This window comes from Pseudomonas sp. R151218B TE3479, from assembly GCF_053629195.1.
In genome coordinates this window covers 3261580-3278041 of record NZ_JBRJHV010000001.1, presented here as the reverse complement: position 1 = coordinate 3278041, position 16462 = coordinate 3261580, and the positions used below count along the sequence as shown (strand labels likewise).

General features: G+C 62.1%; 19 protein-coding genes. 10 read left to right on the top strand and 9 right to left on the bottom strand.

Going from position 1 to position 16462, the window contains the following annotated elements; translation table 11 throughout:
• Window positions 1-122: 122 nt before the first annotated feature.
• From AB7M32_RS14610 to AB7M32_RS14600, 3 genes are all read left to right on the top strand, one after another.
• Window positions 123-1073, top strand: coding sequence for a nucleoside-specific channel-forming protein Tsx (locus AB7M32_RS14610; RefSeq protein WP_454250312.1), 951 nt, complete (start codon window positions 123-125; stop codon window positions 1071-1073).
• Between the two features lie 46 nt (window positions 1074-1119).
• Window positions 1120-2145, top strand: coding sequence for a purine-nucleoside phosphorylase (locus AB7M32_RS14605; RefSeq protein ID WP_072405300.1), 1026 nt, complete (start codon window positions 1120-1122; stop codon window positions 2143-2145).
• A gap of 213 nt (window positions 2146-2358) precedes the next feature.
• Window positions 2359-2643: a hypothetical protein gene (locus AB7M32_RS14600; RefSeq protein ID WP_454250311.1), complete on the top strand. Its 285-nt coding sequence runs from the start codon at window positions 2359-2361 to the stop codon at window positions 2641-2643.
• A gap of 5 nt (window positions 2644-2648) precedes the next feature.
• On the opposite strand, the gene AB7M32_RS14595 is transcribed toward AB7M32_RS14600, so the two are convergent.
• Both AB7M32_RS14595 and AB7M32_RS14590 read right to left on the bottom strand, forming a co-directional pair.
• A complete protein-coding gene (locus AB7M32_RS14595; protein ID WP_092174976.1) occupies window positions 2649-3101 on the bottom strand; it encodes a DMT family transporter in 453 nt (150 codons plus the stop codon).
• Between the two features lie 2 nt (window positions 3102-3103).
• Complete coding sequence (locus AB7M32_RS14590; RefSeq protein ID WP_454250310.1) at window positions 3104-3601, bottom strand: DMT family transporter; 498 nt, start codon at window positions 3599-3601, stop codon at window positions 3104-3106.
• 114 nt (window positions 3602-3715) lie between these two features.
• Between AB7M32_RS14590 and AB7M32_RS14585 the strand changes: the two genes are divergently transcribed.
• Window positions 3716-4648 carry a LysR family transcriptional regulator gene (locus tag AB7M32_RS14585; RefSeq protein ID WP_454250309.1) on the top strand — a complete coding sequence of 311 codons (933 nt, stop codon included), beginning with the start codon at window positions 3716-3718 and terminating at the stop codon, window positions 4646-4648.
• Between the two features lie 13 nt (window positions 4649-4661).
• Here the strand turns inward: AB7M32_RS14585 and AB7M32_RS14580 are convergent, their stop codons facing one another.
• Window positions 4662-5264: an NADPH-dependent F420 reductase gene (locus AB7M32_RS14580; RefSeq protein WP_454252140.1), complete on the bottom strand. Its 603-nt coding sequence runs from the start codon at window positions 5262-5264 to the stop codon at window positions 4662-4664.
• A gap of 142 nt (window positions 5265-5406) precedes the next feature.
• On the opposite strand from AB7M32_RS14580, the gene AB7M32_RS14575 reads away from it, so the two are divergent.
• From AB7M32_RS14575 to AB7M32_RS14565, 3 genes are all read left to right on the top strand, one after another.
• Window positions 5407-6336, top strand: coding sequence for a LysR family transcriptional regulator (locus AB7M32_RS14575; protein ID WP_454250308.1), 930 nt, complete (start codon window positions 5407-5409; stop codon window positions 6334-6336).
• 98 nt (window positions 6337-6434) lie between these two features.
• Window positions 6435-7199 (top strand): hypothetical protein, encoded by a 765-nt coding sequence (locus AB7M32_RS14570; RefSeq protein WP_454250307.1) that lies wholly within the window; start codon window positions 6435-6437, stop codon window positions 7197-7199.
• Window positions 7200-7275: 76 nt separating this feature from the next.
• The gene (locus AB7M32_RS14565; protein ID WP_454250306.1) at window positions 7276-7863 is read left to right on the top strand and encodes a hypothetical protein; all 588 of its coding nucleotides are present in this window, start codon (window positions 7276-7278) and stop codon (window positions 7861-7863) included.
• A gap of 242 nt (window positions 7864-8105) precedes the next feature.
• Here the strand turns inward: AB7M32_RS14565 and AB7M32_RS14560 are convergent, their stop codons facing one another.
• The 3 genes from AB7M32_RS14560 to AB7M32_RS14550 form a co-directional block, all read right to left on the bottom strand.
• Complete coding sequence (locus AB7M32_RS14560) at window positions 8106-8828, bottom strand: alpha/beta hydrolase (protein WP_454250305.1); 723 nt, start codon at window positions 8826-8828, stop codon at window positions 8106-8108.
• Between the two features lie 65 nt (window positions 8829-8893).
• On the bottom strand, window positions 8894-10006 hold the full coding sequence (locus AB7M32_RS14555) for a M14 family metallopeptidase (protein WP_454250304.1): 1113 nt from the start codon (window positions 10004-10006) through the stop codon (window positions 8894-8896).
• Between the two features lie 61 nt (window positions 10007-10067).
• Window positions 10068-10847 carry an ABC transporter substrate-binding protein gene (locus tag AB7M32_RS14550; RefSeq protein ID WP_454250303.1) on the bottom strand — a complete coding sequence of 260 codons (780 nt, stop codon included), beginning with the start codon at window positions 10845-10847 and terminating at the stop codon, window positions 10068-10070.
• Between the two features lie 841 nt (window positions 10848-11688).
• On the opposite strand from AB7M32_RS14550, the gene AB7M32_RS14545 reads away from it, so the two are divergent.
• The gene (locus tag AB7M32_RS14545) at window positions 11689-11970 is read left to right on the top strand and encodes a fructose-bisphosphate aldolase (RefSeq protein WP_454250302.1); all 282 of its coding nucleotides are present in this window, start codon (window positions 11689-11691) and stop codon (window positions 11968-11970) included.
• A 440-nt stretch (window positions 11971-12410) separates the two neighbouring features.
• Here AB7M32_RS14545 and AB7M32_RS14540 read toward each other — a convergent pair whose 3' ends face one another.
• Entirely contained in the window at window positions 12411-12845 is a 435-nt protein-coding gene (locus AB7M32_RS14540) for a rhodanese-like domain-containing protein (protein WP_454250301.1), read from the bottom strand.
• A gap of 102 nt (window positions 12846-12947) precedes the next feature.
• On the opposite strand from AB7M32_RS14540, the gene ftrA reads away from it, so the two are divergent.
• Entirely contained in the window at window positions 12948-13907 is a 960-nt protein-coding gene (gene ftrA / locus AB7M32_RS14535) for a transcriptional regulator FtrA (RefSeq protein WP_454250300.1), read from the top strand.
• 67 nt (window positions 13908-13974) lie between these two features.
• Here the strand turns inward: ftrA and cobF are convergent, their stop codons facing one another.
• The gene (cobF, locus tag AB7M32_RS14530) at window positions 13975-14733 is read right to left on the bottom strand and encodes a precorrin-6A synthase (deacetylating) (RefSeq protein ID WP_072405313.1); all 759 of its coding nucleotides are present in this window, start codon (window positions 14731-14733) and stop codon (window positions 13975-13977) included.
• A complete protein-coding gene (locus AB7M32_RS14525) occupies window positions 14730-15308 on the bottom strand; it encodes a histidine phosphatase family protein (protein WP_454250299.1) in 579 nt (192 codons plus the stop codon). The genes cobF and AB7M32_RS14525 overlap by 4 nt, the downstream gene beginning before the upstream one ends.
• A 299-nt stretch (window positions 15309-15607) precedes the next feature.
• Between AB7M32_RS14525 and AB7M32_RS14520 the strand changes: the two genes are divergently transcribed.
• Window positions 15608-16462, top strand: a complete 855-nt coding sequence (locus AB7M32_RS14520; RefSeq protein ID WP_072405315.1) for a MurR/RpiR family transcriptional regulator — start codon at window positions 15608-15610, stop codon at window positions 16460-16462.

The window sequence follows — 16462 nt, the reverse complement described above, 5'->3', positions numbered from 1 at the left end:
AAGCCACTGCATAAAATTGGTATGGGATGTGCAAACGTTTGCGCATTCGCTCACCTCCAGCGGATCGACGTTTTTTTCAATCACGGAACACGGGCTTCGGCCCGCACGAACAAGGACTTTCCATGCACTTCACTTCCCGGTGTCGCGCCACGCCCGGCGTATGGGCAACCACCCTGCTACTGACCGCCGTTACCGGACTACTCAGCGCCACGACCCACGCCCAACCCACCGAGGTGTCCGCCCAAGGCGAAACCCTCAGTCCTGAAGCCACCCCGTCGAAAAAAGGCGCCTACCTGTCGGACTGGTACAACCAGGACCTGACGCTCATCGGCAGCAAGGACATCAGCTTCGGCCCGCAACCGGTCGACGATATCTATCTGGAATATGAATACTTCGGACGCAAGGGGCCCTTCGAGCTCTATGGCTACGTCGACATCCCGAAGATTTTCAACATTGGCAACAGCCACGACAAAGGTGCGTGGGACCACGGTTCACCCGTGTTCATGGAACACGAACCGCGGATTTCCATCGACTACCTGGCCGGCCGCAGCCTGGCCATCGGGCCGTTCAAGGAATGGTATGTGGCATTCGACTGGATCTACGACCACGGCAGCAACAGCGCCAATCGCGCGAACACCCTGTACAGCGGCCTGGGCACCGACATCGACACTCACTCGAAGGTCAACTTGTCGGCCAACTTCTATGGCCGTTATCAATGGGAAAACTATGGCGCCAGCAATGAATATTCCTGGGACGGCTACCGCGCTCAACTCAAGTACATCGTGCCGATCAGCCAGTTCAGCAATGGTGCCTCGCTGACGTACATTGGCTTCACCAACTTCGACTTCGGTTCGGACCTGCACAAGGACAACCCGGCCCGCACCGCCAACGCCACGGTCGCCACCAATGTCTTGCTGTACGCGTTCACCCACGTGCGCTTCACTCTGGTGGGCCGCTACTTCCACAACGGCGGCAACTGGCAGGATGGCAGTGAACTCAACTTTGGCGATGGCAACTTCCGCGCCCGCTCCGATGGGTGGGGGTATTACGCCGGGGTCGGCTATCAATTCTGAGCACATCGTCGCAGCACCCTTTCGAATCCATGGAGGTCACGAACACATGATCAATCGCCTGTTTGCTTCAATCGGCCTGGCAAGTACTGCACTCTTTGCGGCAAGCGCCGGGGCCGCTCCGCCACTTCAACCCAAAGTGATGCTGATCACGATGTTCGCCCCCGAAGCGCAGAACTGGATCGATCGCTTGCAGCTCAAGGATGAAATCCGCGTACCAGGGTTGTCCGCCGAGTACCCGACGATCCGCTGCAATGCCGAACGGGTCTGCCTGCTGATCACCGGCATGGGCCAGACCAACGCGGCGGCTTCGACCCTGGCCCTGGCGCTCTCCCCGACCTTCGACCTGCGCAAGAGCTATTTCCTGGTGGCCGGGATCGCCGGCATCAACCCGCACCACGGCACACTGGGCACAACCGCCTGGGCCCATTACCTGGTGGAGTTCGGTACTCAATGGGAGCTGGATTCGCGGGATGCGCCCAAGGATTGGCCCACCGGCTACCTGGGCATCAACACCAAGGGGCCGAACGAAAAGCCGCCGCTGGACTACAAGACAGAAGTCTTCGAACTCAACCCGGCCCTGCAAGCCAAGGCCTTTGCCCTCAGCCAGCAGGTGACCCTGGCCGAAAGCAAGGAGTCCGCAGCCTGGCGCTTGAAGTATCCGTATGCCCCGGCCAACCAGCCGCCGGTGGTGACCCGCTGTGACACCCTGGCCGGCAACACTTGGTTCTCCGGCACGCGCCTGAGCGAGCGTGCCGAAGTCTGGACCCGCCTGCTCACCGACAACAAAGGCGTCTACTGCACGACCCAACAGGAAGACAACTCGACTTACGAGGCCTTGCTACGGGCCAGCCGTGAAGGTCGGGTGGACATCAACCGGCTGGCAGTGCTGCGGGCCGGGTCCGACTTCGACCGCCCCGAACCCGGTGGCAATGAAGTGGATAATCTGCTCAAGTACGCCGACCAGGGCGCGTTCGTCCCTGCGTTGGAAAACCTGTTCCGCACCGGCAACCCGCTGGTGCAGGACATCGTGAAGAACTGGTCGGCGTGGAAGAACGGGGTGCCAGGCCTCTGATTGCTCCTCCGTGGCGAGGGAGCTTGCTCCCGCTGGGCTGCGCAGCGGCCCCTGGCTCTTAGCGGCTGCTGCGCACCCGAGCGGGAGCAAGCTCCCTCGCCACGGGGCTATCGAGCTGAACCCCAGGGCTGTTCCCAACGGCTCAGCCAATGGAATTTTCCGTCCCGGGCAGGATCATTTGAACATCAGCCGCGCGCCCCCAGGAGACCGCCGATGCCTCTCACCCCCTCCGCCGCCGACAGAACTCACCTGGACTACGGTCTCGACACCCTGTTCGGCCGCCAGACCAAAAGTATCGACTGCCAATACGCCGTCCAGCGCCTCGACGAGGACAAGCCGGTGTGGTTCGCGCTGCACGTTCAACCGCCGATGCCGGACGACCTGGACAAGGCCGAAATCGTGGTGTTCAGCGCCGAGGGCCGGCGCCTGAGCGGCATCGTCCGCAGCACTGAACGCCTGGCCGATGGCAGCCTGCAACTCAATGTGGAACCCGACTGAACCGTTCAGGCCTGACGGGCATTGCTGCGATACATGAACACCAGCGCCAATGCCAGGCAGGCCATGGCGAGGACTCGACTGCCGGACAATTCGATGGCCGGGTTGCCCAGCCAGCCGAAGTTGTCGATCAGCATGCCCATGCCCAGTTGCCCGACAATGACCGCTACGGTGGCCACGGCAGTGCCGACCCTGGGCACCGCGCCCACCATCACCATCATGTACACGACACCGAACAAGGCCCCGCTGAGTTGCCATTTCGGCATGTCCAACAGCGTCAACCCGTGGGCCGGTTCGAAAAACACGATCAGCAGCCCGGTGGTCACCGTGCCCACCGTGAACGTCAGCAAGCTGCTGCGCAACACACCGACCGTCTGGCCCAGGCGCCCGTTGATAGCCGCCTGCACACTCAATACCGCACCGGCCGCGACGACCAGCAGCAACAACACAAACAGGTTCATGTTCAACCTCGGGCAATCAGGACAAGGGCGATGACAATCAAGGCCAACGCCAGCCAGCGTTCGCTATTGACCCGCTTGCGGGCCGTCCCGAACCAGCCGAAATGATCGATCAGGACACTTTTGCCCACCTGTCCGGAGAGAATCGCGATCATGGTCATGGCGATGCCGATATGCGGCGTGGCGAGTGTCAGCACGACCACATAGATCGGACCGAGGAAACCGCCGATCAATTGCCAGCGCGGCAACTCATGCAAGGCTGGGCCTTGCTGCCGGCCACTGAGCAACAACAGCAGGAAAAGAATCGCCGAACCGACGCCGAAGATGCTCAGCGTGGCCCACAGATGCCCGACCTGGGCCCCGAGCGGCCCGAGCAGGCCGGCTTCCACCGATAAGCCCATGCCGGCCAGGATCACCAGGGGCAGCAATAGCCAGTGCAGCAATGTCCGGGGTCTGGAGGGAGCCGATACCGGCGCGGCCTCGCTGAGTGAAGATGCTTGCATGATCGGAACCTGTTCATTGAAGGATGGCCGGCATTATCGGCTGGTGTCGCTGTGCGATAAATGTGAGTATCCCGATAACACTTTTGCGTAACGCGCACAGGAAAACCCCGCACCATGCACGGCCTCACTGAACTGGGCTTCAAGGCATTGCGATTGTTCGTCGCCGTGCTCGATCACGGCAGTTTTTCGGAAGTCGCACGGCGCGAAGGGTTGGCGCCGTCTTCGATTTCCCGGCAGATACAGTTGATGGAACAGGCCCTGAACCAACAGTTGCTCTATCGCCACACCCGCGCCGTTTCACCCACCGAGGCTGGCCGCCTGCTGGGGCATCATGCACGGCTGCTGCTGGTGCAACTGGAGGAAGCCGAGCAGGCGCTGCAGGAGCAACACAGCGAACCGTCCGGACTGGTGCGGATCAACGCCCCGGTGGTGTTTGGCCAGCGCCACCTGACACCGTGGCTGGGGCAGCTATGCGAGCGTTATCCGAAGCTGCAACTGGAGATCCAGCAGACCGACAGCTACGTCGATCCCCTGCAAGAAGGCGCCGACCTGCTGTTCCGCATCGGTGCGCTGCACGATTCGAGCATGCAGGCACGGATCCTCGCGCCCCATCGTTTCCAGATCGCCGCCAGCCCGAGCTACCTGGCTCGCCACGGCGCGCCACTCAAGCCCCAAGACCTGGCTCACCACCAGTGCCTGGCCTACAAAGGCGTGACCGGTCAGCAGCGCTGGTTCTTCCGCCGCCCGGGCCAGGCCTGGACACCCTACAGCGTCAGCGGCCCGATCACCGGCAACCACGCCGATACCTTGACCCAGGCCGCCGAACAAGGCCTGGGGCTGGTGATGTTCCCGTCGTGGCTGATCGGCGAAGCCGTGCGTAACGGCACGCTGGTCCCGGTGCTACAGGATTACCAGGCGTCCAACAGCCTCGAACCGCAACAGATCGCCATCCTCTGGCCGGGCAGTCGACGCCTGTCGGTGAAGGTCCGCACGGTCATCGATTTCTTCCTCGAGTGTTTTGGCGAAGTGCCCTACTGGGATCGCTGAACACGGCGCGGCCTCAGTCGAACTTGACCAGATTCAGTACCGGCAGCGGGCCGCCCGGGAATTGGGTCAAGCGTGCGCCGACACTCAAAGGGCCCAGGTCCACGCCGAAAAAGCCCAGGCGCTCGATCAACTGCGCGACTTCACTCCGTGCCTGCGCGTCGTCACCGGTCAGGAACAGCACCCGCTTGCCGCCTTCGGACGCCGGGTCTGCCTCCAGCAGGCGCGCCAGCAGATGATTGAAGGCCTTGACCACCCGTGCGCCCGGCACCCACTCGCTGAACACCTCGGTCGAGGCCCGGCCCTGGAGATCCACGGCCTTGAACCCCGGCACTTCGATCGCGTTGTTGGCGTCGATCACGACTCGCCCGGCAAAATCCGGCAAACCGCCCAGCGCCTGGGGCAACTTCGACCAGTTGACCGCCACCAGCACCATCGGCTGGGCGGCGGCCTCCTCCACGGTCCCGGCACGCACGCTTGGACCGAGGTCAGCCACAAGCTCGGCCAGGCTTTGCGGGCCACGGCTGTTGGCAATCACTACATTGATGTTCTGGCGGGCCAGGGCGCGGGCGAAAGCACTGCCGATGGCGCCGGCGCCAATGATGCCGATGGTGTCGATGCTGCTCATGTTTTGTGTCCTCAAGGTTGGATAAGCCTGGCGGTGATGTCCGCCGTTGAGGTGCATAGTGCCCTTGCCATTACCTTCTGATTAGTCGGTAATATGGTGAATCATTTTCAAGCCTTAATATCAGGTCCATGCCATGGAAAGCCTTGCCAACCTCGAATGCTTTGTCCGCAGCGCCGAAACCGGCAGTTTCTCGGCGGCCGCGAGACTACTCGCCCTGACGCCCGCGGCCGTGAGCCGCAACGTGGCGATGCTGGAGCGCAACCTGGGGGTGCGGCTGTTCCAGCGCTCGACCCGCAAGCTGTCCCTGACCGAAACAGGAGAACATTTCCTGGCCAGCATCGGTGGCAACCTGCACGCCCTGCAAGCGGCCATTGGTGCGGTGACCACAGAGCGCGGCGAACCGGCCGGCGTCTTGCGCGTCAGCCTCTCGCCAAGTTTTGGCATCGGTCAGGTACTGCCGTTGATGCCGCAATGGCTGGCTCGGTATCCGCTGATCCGTCCGGACTGGCACTTCGAAAACCGCCCGGTGGACCTGATCGCCGAAAGTTTCGACGCGGCCATTGGAGGCGGCTTCGCACTGACGCCCGGGGTGGTATCGCGCACCCTGGCGCCCGCTCACCTGATTGCCGTCGCCAGCCCCGCCTACCTGGCCGAACGCGCCCTGCCCCGGCAACCCGAGGACCTGGCCGGCCTGGACAACATCGTGCTGCGGGCCAGCCGCACCGGCCGGGTGCGCCAGACCGTGCTGCGCAACGCCGCCGGGTGCGAGTGCGCCGTGCAACTGGCCGAATCCATGATCTTCAATGATCCCGTTGCCATGCGAGAGGCCGCCTTGCTCGGCCTGGGCGTGACCCTGCTGGTGGTGCCCGACGCGCTGCCCTGGCTGGAACGTGGCGAACTGGTGCGGCTGTTACCGGATTGGTACGTCGATCTGGGGGTGATTTCCCTCTACTACCCCAGTCGCACGCTGATGCCGGCCAAGACCCGGGCCTTTATCGACTTCATCACCGAGCACTTCGAGCGCGAGGCGTTGGCTCGGCGCTTCAGGGCCGGGCCGGGTTGAATATCGGCGACACGGCATTGATGGCGCGTCGGCTGTCGGTGGATGACCTGGGCGAGGCGGTGCTAACGTGACGGCCCATTTCCGACAAGGATGATCGCGTGCTGCTGCTCAAACTGCTGGTGATTCCCGCCTTCCTGCTGCTGATTTCCCGGGCGGGCAGGCGTTGGGGACCGAGCGTGGCCGGCTGGCTCTCGGGGTTGCCAGTGGTGGTGGGGCCGATTCTGTTGTTCCTGGCCCTGGAGCAAGGCGAGGTGTTCGCCGCGCAGTCGGCGACTGCGGCGCTGGCGGCGATGTTCGCGATGATTGCCTTCTGCGTGGTGTACGCCCAGGTCGCCCAGTATCGCAACTGGCCCTGGGCGCTGGGCATCGCGCTAGGCGTCTGGGCCTTGGTGGCGTTGATCCTGTCCTGGCTACCGGCTTCGCTGCCGCTGTCGAGCTTGATCGCCCTGGTCGCGCTGCTGGGGGCGCCGTATCTGTTCCCGACGGTCCGGCCGATGATGAAAGGGCCGACGGCCAAATCCGACAAACTGCTGCTACGCATGATCGCTGGCGCACTATTGACCCTGGCAGTGACGATGCTGGCCAGCACCGTGGGCGAACGCTGGAGCGGGCTGCTGGCGGTGTTCCCGGTGCTGGGCAGTGTCATGGCGGTGTTCTCTCAACAAACCCGCGGGCCGGCCTTCACCGCTGCGCTGCTGCGGGCCACGGCCACCGGCATGTATTGTTTCGCCGCCTTCTGCCTGACCCTGGCTCTCGCCCTGCCGGTGCTGGGCATGCCGGCCTTTGCCTTGGGCGTCGCGGTGTCGATGGCCATGTTGCTGGTGACCCGCCGCCTGCTGGTGCAGGCGGCATCGCCAAAATGACGGTCTCTTGCTGGAGTCCGGTAGGACGCCCATGGGATGATCGGCCTTCAAGCGCGACCCTCTGTGGAGATTTTCAATGTCATTGCTGACTAAACAAGCCGCCGCCCTGTTGCTGGGGGCCTTCGCCAGCCTGGTCGTGGTATCCGCCCTGGCGGCCCCGGCCAAACCTGCCAGCGATGCACCGGCGCAGAAGGTGTCGATGCTGGGCGGCAAGTTCACCTTCACCTTGCCCAAGGGGTTTACGGCGACGCCATTGCCCGCCGGTGAAGCCGCCCAGGGCACCGCCGGGGCGACGGGAACGATGTACAGCAATGCCACCAGCAAGACCGTGGTGATCGCAGCGGAAAACATCATCATCGACGGTGCGAACGTGAAAGATGACGATGGCGCGTTCCTCGACACCACCATGGCCGACTTCGCCGCCCAGCGCCTCAAGTCCCTGCCGGATGCCAAGATCCTCAGCGAAAAAAGCCTGAAGCAAAAAGGCACCGGCCTGGGCCTGCGCCAGCTCGACACCCGCGCGACCCAGGGCGGTGGGCCGACCCTCGACACCACCTTGCTGGGTGCCTCCGGCACACGCATGGCGGTGGTGCAGATCATCTCCCGGGCCAGCGACAAGACCGGCCATGAAGCCTTGGTGAAACAGATCGCCAGCGGTCAATAAGCCCCCCAGAACATGTGGGAGCCGAGCTTGCTCGCGATGGCGTCGGCACACCCAACTTTGATGCAAGCTGAACCACCGCTATCGCGAGCAAGCTCGCTCCCACAAGGTTCTGTATTCGCCGAAAAATCGAGGACAACCGCCGTCAAAATGTGAGAGCGAGCTTGCTCGCGATGGCGTCGGCACACCTGGCATCGATGCAAGCTGACTCTTCCCTATCGCGAGCCCCCCGCTCCCAAAGGGATTTAGAGTGATCGGGGATTGAGCCGCTCCAGCCAGGCCCGCAAGTCCTGCACCTCCAGGGCACTGATGCTGTGGCCGACCCCGGGGTAGGCATGGAATTCCGGCTCCAGCGCCAGGGTCTTGAGGAAGGTGTTGGCCTCGGTGCCATCGTGGTAGGGAATGATCGGGTCTGCCGTGCCATGGCCGATGAACACCGCCAGTGTCCGTCGTGACTCGTCGGGGGTCAGTTCCGCCCGCAGCACCGACAGGACCCGTCCGCCCATCGCGGCGATGCCGCCGACGGCTTCGGGGTGTCGCAAGGCCACTTCGTAGCTCATCATCGCTCCCTGGCTGAACCCCACCAGATAGACCTTGCTCGCGTCGGTCGAATACTTGGCCCGCGCCTTGTCGATGAACTCCAACAGCATCTGGCCGCTGGCCTTCAGGTCGGAGGTGTCACCGTCGTAGGCGCCCTCGCCCTTCTTGGCGAACCACTGGTAACGATCCTGCTCCATGCTCTTCGGCGCCCGCACCGAGAGGTAGTTGTAATCCTGCGGCAACTCGTCCTTCAGTGCGAACAGGTCCTGCTCGTTACTGCCGGAACCGTGCAGGAAGATCACCAGCGGTCGGTTCCGCGCCTGCTCATCGACTTGGGCCAGGTAGTTGAGTGGCAAGTCCGTGTGCAAAGGTTGGGCCTGCAACCCGGACGAGACCAGCAACAGGAACAGGGCGAGCGCTTTGAACATCGATCTTCCTCCATCGTTTCGATAGCCGCACGGCAAGGCGCGTGCGGTGAGGTAGACAGCAGTTATCAGTCGTTGATCAATTTCCCCGTACGAATCGGTTCACGCCCGGCGACTTTTGCCTGCCAGATCCCTGGCTGGGTGTAGCGTCCACGGTCCAGGGCAAACAGCACGCCACTGGTGCCGGCCCGCACGGTAGTGACCCGATCATTCAGCGGGTCGACCACTTCGAACAGCGGATCGCCCCGCTCCACCCATTCACCAGCCTCCCGCAGGAAGCTCACCACGCCATGGTGCGGCGCGAACAGGTATTGCGTGCCTTCGAACGGAAAGCCCTCGCAGCATTCGCTGGGTGCGGGCGGCCAGTCCCCAGCGATAAGTCCCTGCTCGGCGAGAAACCCGAGGATGGCTTCACAATTGGCCTGGGCCTGCTCCACCCGAGTATCGCCCATGCTGCCCAACTCCAGCGTCGTCGCCAGGTTCGCCGGTGGGATCGCCGCCGCAGGAAAGGCCTTGGCCAGGCGCAACCAGGGCGAGGAGCAGGACTCATCGAAAGAACTGCCGCCCGAATCCTCGCACAGCAACGCCACACCGGCTTTCAAGCGTGCGGCCAAAGAACGCCATTGCGGCCACTGCTGTGGCAAGGCATACAAATGGATCGCCGCCTCGAAATCGCAATGCAGGTCCAAGGTGATGTCGGCGTCGCAGGCATGGCGCAGCAGCAGGCGATGCAGCGCTTCGAGTTGCGAAGGGGGTGGCGACAGGTCATCGAGGACCTCGGCCATGGTCTGGCGGATCAAGGTGATATTGGCGGCCGGGTCGTCCCCCAGGCGATCACCGATGCGTTGCGCCACCGGTGCACTGAGCTCCACGAAGGAACGGTTGAAATTCTTGCCGCTGCCCAGTTCGAAACGCCCCATGTGAGCACTTTGCAGGTGTTGATCCAGACCGATAGGGTTGGCCACCGGCACCAGCTCGATCACTCCCTTGAGCATGCCCTGGGCCTCAAGATCGTTGAGCCGCTGCTTCAGCTCCCAGGCAGTACGCATGCCCGGCAATTCATCGGCGTGCAGGCTGGCCTGGATATAGGCCTTGCGCGGCCCATGGCCGTAGCGAAACACACTGAGCCGGCGCTCGGTGCCCAGGTGACTCCATGGCAGGGTATGGTCGATGCGTTGCATGAAATCTCCGAATGACCCGGTGTAGGAGCTGTGTAGGAGCTCCTACCGCAGCTCCTAACGATTAATGCCCGTAGACGTCAAAGGCGAAGTATTTGTCCTGCACTTTCTTGTACGTGCCGTTGGCGCGGATTTCGGTGATGGCCGCGTTGAATTGATCGGCCAGGGCCTTATCACCCTTGCGCACCGCAATGCCGGCACCGCCGCCGAAGTATTTCGCATCTTCATAGGTCGGGCCGACGAAGGCGAAGCCTTTGCCTGCGTCGGTTTTCAGGAAACCTTCGTCGAGGTTCACCGAGTCGGCCAGCATGGCATCGAGGCGGCCGGCGACCATGTCCAGATTGGCTTCCTGCTGGGAGCTGTAGCGCACCAGGTCGATACCGGCGGGCACCAACACTTCGGTAGCGAAACGGTCATGGGTGCTGGCGCGCAGCACACCGACTTTCTTGCCCTTGAGTTCGGTCAGCGGGTCCTTGACGTTGGTGCCTTCCTTCATCACGAAGCGCGCTGGGGTGTGGTAATACTTGATGGTGAAATCGACATTTTTCTTGCGGTCGTCGGTGATGGTCATGGACGACAGGATCGCGTCGATTTTCTTCACTTTCAGCGCAGGGATCAGGCCATCGAACTCCTGCTCGACCCAGACGCACTTGACCTTCATCTGTTCACACAGCGCATCGCCGATATCGACATCGAAGCCGGCCAGCTTGCCGTCGGGGGTTTTCATCGAAAAAGGCGGGTAACCGGCTTCGATCCCGAGGCGGATCGGCTTGGCGTCTTCGGCCATGGCCGACAGGGACAACACGGACAGTGCCAGGGCACCGAACATGGCTAGCTTCTTCATTTTCGCTCCTGAGTGTGCAGGGGTTTTATGGGTCATTATTGGCAGATTCGTAGGCAGCGTTCGGTCAGCGAAGAACCGAAGTGGCCGGGAGTCTAGAGGGGCGCTCAGGAGGGGAATTGTGTAGAGGCGACAATTAGTTATAAAAATAGCTTGGTTTTTGTGTGTATCCATTGCTGCGGCAACGGCTACTTAGGGTTCCGCCCTGACGGCAGGTCACTTTCGAAAAGCCGGAATGCCGGCCCAGGCGAAAGTAACCAAAAACGCTCTGCCCAGGTAAAAGGCCAAAGTGAGGCGGCCTTATAGCCGACCTGCCTCTTTGTCGTACTCGCTCCCACAAGTTTTTGACGCTCCGCGTTCCGTTTCTGAAATCAATTGCTCCCCCTGGCCTTCTGAAAATCTCGTAGGAGTCCCTCCCTTTGTGGCGAGGGGATTTATCCCCATTGGGCTGCGAAGCAGCCCCTCTTTTCGTCAGACCAACCCCATGCCCAGGGTTTACGGCGGCTGCGCCACCGAGCGGGAGCAAGCTCCCTCGCCACGGGGTTTGTGGGCGTCCTACAGGTCGGTTGTTGCCTCAAAAATCCCCTTCTATAGTCTGGTTCACCTGCTGGCTTTGGTCAGTGGGGAGGGTTTCGCAGCCCTAACAACGGATGAGACTTTGCACCGTCGAATGAAAACTCAGGCAAACTTGCCCGCGTTCATTTTATGGCGGTTGCGCGTGGGAGATCTTCGGGTCTGCCGGGTTTGGTCTCTTCCTCGGTCTGCGAACCCGCGCGCAACTGCCACCCGTTTGATTCGCAGCAAACAAGGTGGCAATTCATTTTCCTTGATAGAGCCCAACCTTATGACGACAAATCAATCATCTAACCGCTTTACCCCGCTAACCTTCATCGCCACCACCCAACCCATCCTGTTCATCGACCGCACCGCCCCATTACCCGAACTCCATGCCTGCGTCAGCGAACGCCTGCACGCCACCCTCGACTACCTGACGCTCATGGCCTGTACTACCCTGCGTGATTCAGCCGAGACCGACATCAACACCATCGCCAACATCGCTCGGATCATGGTCCAGGATGTTGCGGATGTTTTTGGGGTAATTGAGCAGCGCGGGCTCGAAGGGTAATAAAGCTTCCCTGAGAAGCGAGCTTGCTCAATATCCTCATCGACAGTGACATCGCCTTCGCGAGCAAGCTCGCTCCCACAGGGGAAACACGTTCCCCCAGAACCAGGCCGGCTATAAGGCCGCTTCGCGTTTGATTTTGATCTGGGGCGCCCCGTTAACCACGATGGCCGAACGCAGGCATTGTGGAGTGGGCATCCCGGCATGGATGCCGGGATAGCCGCGCTGGGCCATGGATGGCCCTTCGCGGTCAGCCCACGGAACAATGCCGGAGTGAGGGCACACCGAGCCTAAGCGAGGTGCCGAGTGGTGGGGCAAAGCGCTTTTGGTTACTTTTGGCTGGTCCGGCTCCCGGCTCTTCCAAAAGTGACCCGCCGTAAGGGCGGAACCCTAAGTAGCCGTTACCGCAGCAACGGATATACACACAAACTATAAAAACCAAGTCAGCAGTCACAACGAATAGCCTGATCCGTCACACGCTCCACCGAGCCGGTCAGGCGAAAGCCTTCATCGAGCCAGCCCATGACGCCGCCGATCATTTCCTTGACCGGGTAACCCAAGGTTGCCAGGCGCACCGCCGCCTTGTTCGCGCCATTGCAATGGGGGCCGGCGCAATACACCACGAACAGGGTGGTCTTGGCATAAGCGGCCAATGCCTGGGCGGTGAGCGTGCGGGTCGGCAGGTTGATCGCTCCGGGTACGTGGCCGCGTTCGTAAGCCAGCGGTCCGCGTACATCCACCAGCACAAAGTCGACATTGCCGGCCTGTTGGCTGGCGTGAACGTCGGAACAATCCGTTTCGAATGACAGGCGACGGCTGAAATGCTGTAGGGCGATATCGGAAGGGGCAGCAGGCACTTCGCGAACCAGGCTGGTCATGGGGTGTACTCCAAGGGTAGATAAAGGCGTGAAGAGACTTTATCCCCCCGATGCTTGCGGCTACAGTGGCGTACAAGACACTCTGTGGGAATTTTCCGACAAATGCAGCCTCTCCCGGGTTTGGTCGCGATCCTCGCCTACGACGGCCTATGTACTTTTGAATTCGGGGTTGCCGTCGAGATCTTCGGATTGGAGCGGCCGGAATTCGATTTCCCCTGGTACGAGCATCGGATCGTCGCGATCGATGACGGCCCGATGCGCGCCATGGGTGGCTTCCAGGTATTGGCCGATGGCGGCATGGAACTGCTCGAAACCGCCCGGACCATTGTCGTGCCAGGCTGGCGCAGCCGCAGCGAGCCACCGTCCGAGGCGTTGCTCGATGCTCTACGCCGGGCCCACGCCCGTGGGGCGCGCCTGCTGTCGATCTGCTCCGGGGCCTTCGTACTGGCCGCCGCCGGGCTGCTCGATGGCCTGGGCGCCACGACTCACTGGCGCTACACCGACGAACTGGCCGAGAGCTTTCCCGCCGTCCGGGTCGACCCGGATGTGCTGTACGTGGACTCAGGACAGGTCATTACTTCGGCGGGCAGCGCCGCCGGGATCGATGCCTGTCTGCACCTGGTGGCGCGGGATTATGGCGTCCAGGTCGCCAACACCGTGGCGCGCCGGTTGGTGATGTCACCGCAACGTACGGGCGGCCAGGCGCAGTTCATTCCCTCGCCGGTCAGCCGTACGCCACGCAGCGACCTGTCGAGCGTCATGCAATGGGCCCGCGAGCGCCTGCACGAACCCCTCGGTGTGCGCGAACTGGCCAGCCAGGCGGCCATGAGCGAACGTACTTTCCTGCGCCACTTCACCCAGGCCTGCGGCGTGTCGCCCAAGGCCTGGCTGCAACACGAACGCCTGGCCCGGGCCCGCGAGCTGCTGGAAAGCACCGGCGACAACACCGACAACATCGCGCAACTGTGTGGCTACCGCTCGGTGGAGAGCTTTCGCGTAGCGTTTCGCAGCGTCGTGGGGTTGGCGCCGTCGGTGTATCGGGAGCGGTTTGGGCGGGGGTGAAATCAAGTGCCAAACAATAGGGCTGCTGTGGCGAGGGGATTTATCCCCACAGGTTGATACGCAAGCGTCATTGAGGCCTGTGCAACAAATAAGTATCCATGATCCACCCATTGGCTTTTCGCGCGGCCTTGCGGGTGCGTTCGATGTCATCGGCCACGTCCCCCAGCCGGCCGGCGATCAGGATTTCATCCGGCGTCCCCACATAGGCGCCCCAGTAAATCTGCGTATCGGGATCGCTCACCTGACGATAGGCATCCTCGGCATCGAGCATCACCACCATGCTCGCCGCGTCGCCCACCTGACCCGCCGCCAAACGGCGTCCGGTGGTGATTTCCAGCGCACCACCAATGCTGTTCAACGGCACTTTGTGCCGGGCGGCCAGGGCCTGGACACTGGTGATGCCGGGGATCACCTCGAACTCGAAGGCGCAACGGCCCCCGTCGAGAATAGCCTGCAGGATGCGCACGGTACTGTCGTACAACGCCGGATCGCCCCACACCAGGAAACCGCCCCGCTGCCCGTCGGACAGTTCTTCATCGATCAACCGTTCGAAGGTGGCCTGTTTCGCATGGTTCAGCGCTTCGACGCTGTCCTTGTAGTCCAGGTCGCCGCGTTGGCGTTCCGGGCTGTAGGTTTCGACGAAACGGTAGGTGCGATCCACGATATAGCGTCGACAGATTTCGCGCCGCAGGTCCAACAGTTTGTCCTTGGCCGGGCCCTTGTCCATGAGGAAGACCACGTCCAAACGGTTCAAGGCTTTCACGGCCTGCATCGTCAGGTGATCCGGATCGCCGGCCCCAATGCCAATGACTGACAACATCTTCATTGCGGCGACTCCTGGCCAGGTTCCTGGGTGCGCAAGCGCCATACGCCGTTGAAACGCAACTCCAGGGTGGACAACGGTTCAATGTCGATTCGATTGAATGTGGCGGCCGGGCAGCCCAGAACGTTCATCAAGGCTGCGCGGATCACGAAGGGGTGGGTGACGGCCAGCAGATGCCCCGGTCGGGTTTCCAGGCTGACCAGCCAATCCCCGACACGGCGACACAACCGGGCGACGGATTCACCGCCATGGGGGGCCGCCTCGGCATCGTCGAGCCAGGTTTGCAGGGCCTGTGGCTCCACCTTGAGTAATTCATTAATGGACAACCCGCGCCAGCGTCCCAGATCGCAATCGGCCAGGGCCGGGTCCACCTGGGACTCGTCGCCGAACAGCGCGGCCGTCTGGCGAGTGCGCAGTTCCGGCCCGCACAGCAGTTGCCGGACGTTTCGATAGCCATGCTCGACCTGCCCGCGTCGCCTCAGCCAGTCAGCGTCCAGCGCCTCGTCCGTACTGAAGCGCGCTTGTTTCTGGGCAACGGTGCGGGCGTGGCAGATCAACGTCAGGCGAGTGGTTTGCACACTGGGTTCTCGGGTAATCGAACGGGTCGCATGGACGGGATATTCACGGGTTTAGTTGTACAGCACCTTATACGAAATCAAATAAGTGAGACAAAAAGGCGTTATGTCCGACATGTCCAAGAGGCAACGACTGACATACTCATTCCATCTGGCCGAGACCAACTCCCACGGGCTTTTCGCACAACTTTGGGGCATTTTAAACGGAACGTAAAAACCACTGGACATGTAGCACCAGCTACATAAATACTATTTTTAGGAGTTATGAAAGAAATTCAACATTCATCCAGCAAGGAGCACGGATGCCGCCCCTCAGAGACCTGATCACCGATCCCGGCCTGGTGTTGACGCCGTCGGAACGCAAGGTCGTACGTGCCCTGCTCGATCACTACCCACGCAACGGCCTCGGTCCGATGTCACGCCTAGCAGACCACGCCGGCGTCAGCGACCCGACCATCGTGCGGCTGGTGAAAAAACTCGGGTTTGGCGGTTATGCCGAATTTCAGGATGCGCTGCTCAGTGACATGGACCATCGCCTGCGCTCCCCTCGCACGTTGCTGCAACCGCGGGCCAAATTGCAGCAAGGCGATACCTGGAGTCAGTACCTGGCCGCCAGCCAACGCAACCTCGTCGACACCCAGGCCCTGACCCAACCCGAAGACGTGCGCATTCTCGTGCAGTGGTTGCTCGACAGCCGCCACCAGGTGCATTGTTTCGGCGGGCGCTTCAGCAGCTTCCTGGCCCACTACCTGTTCAACCATTTGCGATTGCTGCGCGCCGGCTGTTTTGCCCTGGAAGATAACGCCCAACTGCCTGACCGCCTGTTCGATGTGCAGCGCCAGGACGTGGTGCTGATTTTCGATTACCGTCGCTACCAGGCCCAGGCCCTGCGCGTGGCCAGCGCGGCCAAGGCGCGGCACGCCCGGGTCGTCCTGTTCAGCGACGTCTATGCTTCGCCGTTGCGCGAGCTGGCCGACCTGATCATCAGCGCCCCGGTGGAATCGGCTTCGGCCTTCGACAGCCTGGTGCCAGCGCTGGCCCAGGTCGAGGCCCTGATCGCCTGCCTGACCCTGCAATGCCCCGAGCTGGCCGAACGCCTGGAAGGCATCGACGCCCTGCGCACGGAATTCAACACGCACCTGCTGGAGGAAAAATAA

What these genes read in the sequence shown, in the direction of transcription:
- AB7M32_RS14600 (WP_454250311.1), top strand. Translation starts at nt 2,359, where the DNA reads ATGCCTCTCACCCCCTCCGCCGCCGACAGAACTCACCTGGACTACGGT.
- cobF (WP_072405313.1), bottom strand. Translation starts at nt 14,733, where the DNA reads ATGAAGATGTTGTCAGTCATTGGCATTGGGGCCGGCGATCCGGATCAC.
- AB7M32_RS14575 (WP_454250308.1), top strand. Translation starts at nt 5,407, where the DNA reads ATGGAAAGCCTTGCCAACCTCGAATGCTTTGTCCGCAGCGCCGAAACC.
- AB7M32_RS14520 (WP_072405315.1), top strand. Translation starts at nt 15,608, where the DNA reads ATGCCGCCCCTCAGAGACCTGATCACCGATCCCGGCCTGGTGTTGACG.
- AB7M32_RS14545 (WP_454250302.1), top strand. Translation starts at nt 11,689, where the DNA reads ATGACGACAAATCAATCATCTAACCGCTTTACCCCGCTAACCTTCATC.
- ftrA (WP_454250300.1), top strand. Translation starts at nt 12,948, where the DNA reads ATGCAGCCTCTCCCGGGTTTGGTCGCGATCCTCGCCTACGACGGCCTA.
- AB7M32_RS14605 (WP_072405300.1), top strand. Translation starts at nt 1,120, where the DNA reads ATGATCAATCGCCTGTTTGCTTCAATCGGCCTGGCAAGTACTGCACTC.
- AB7M32_RS14540 (WP_454250301.1), bottom strand. Translation starts at nt 12,845, where the DNA reads ATGACCAGCCTGGTTCGCGAAGTGCCTGCTGCCCCTTCCGATATCGCC.
- AB7M32_RS14610 (WP_454250312.1), top strand. Translation starts at nt 123, where the DNA reads ATGCACTTCACTTCCCGGTGTCGCGCCACGCCCGGCGTATGGGCAACC.
- AB7M32_RS14595 (WP_092174976.1), bottom strand. Translation starts at nt 3,101, where the DNA reads ATGAACCTGTTTGTGTTGTTGCTGCTGGTCGTCGCGGCCGGTGCGGTA.
- AB7M32_RS14555 (WP_454250304.1), bottom strand. Translation starts at nt 10,006, where the DNA reads ATGCAACGCATCGACCATACCCTGCCATGGAGTCACCTGGGCACCGAG.
- AB7M32_RS14590 (WP_454250310.1), bottom strand. Translation starts at nt 3,601, where the DNA reads ATGCAAGCATCTTCACTCAGCGAGGCCGCGCCGGTATCGGCTCCCTCC.
- AB7M32_RS14550 (WP_454250303.1), bottom strand. Translation starts at nt 10,847, where the DNA reads ATGAAGAAGCTAGCCATGTTCGGTGCCCTGGCACTGTCCGTGTTGTCC.
- AB7M32_RS14560 (WP_454250305.1), bottom strand. Translation starts at nt 8,828, where the DNA reads ATGTTCAAAGCGCTCGCCCTGTTCCTGTTGCTGGTCTCGTCCGGGTTG.
- AB7M32_RS14585 (WP_454250309.1), top strand. Translation starts at nt 3,716, where the DNA reads ATGCACGGCCTCACTGAACTGGGCTTCAAGGCATTGCGATTGTTCGTC.
- AB7M32_RS14565 (WP_454250306.1), top strand. Translation starts at nt 7,276, where the DNA reads ATGTCATTGCTGACTAAACAAGCCGCCGCCCTGTTGCTGGGGGCCTTC.